This window comes from Micromonospora sp. HK10, assembly GCF_000982955.1.
GTDB lineage: Bacteria > Actinomycetota > Actinomycetes > Mycobacteriales > Micromonosporaceae > Micromonospora.
Window position 1 is genome coordinate 1 of the sequence record NZ_KQ058677.1, and the last position, 249, is coordinate 249.

Genomic DNA, 249 nt, shown 5'->3' on the forward strand with positions numbered 1-249 from the left:
GCCCGCCGACATCCCGCCCCACGTCCGGGTGATCGTCGAGCGGGCCATGGCGAAGGATCCGGCGGCCCGCTGGCCGAGCGCCGCCGCGCTGGCCAGCGTCGCCCGGCAGACCAAGCTGGCCCTGTCCCAGCAGGCGCGGGGCGGGCGGCCGATCTCCGGCGTACCCGCGTCGCCGGCCGCGCCCACGGCCCGCGCCCAGGTGCCGGCCGCGCCCCGGCCGCAGCAGCAGTCCCGCCCGCCGGTGGCCGC

1 pseudogene is annotated in these 249 nt (G+C 82.3%); it reads left to right on the forward strand.

Features of this window, described 5'->3' with window-relative positions:
* Positions 1–249, forward strand: a pseudogene (locus tag LQ51_RS03270) (serine/threonine protein kinase); the annotation flags it as partial.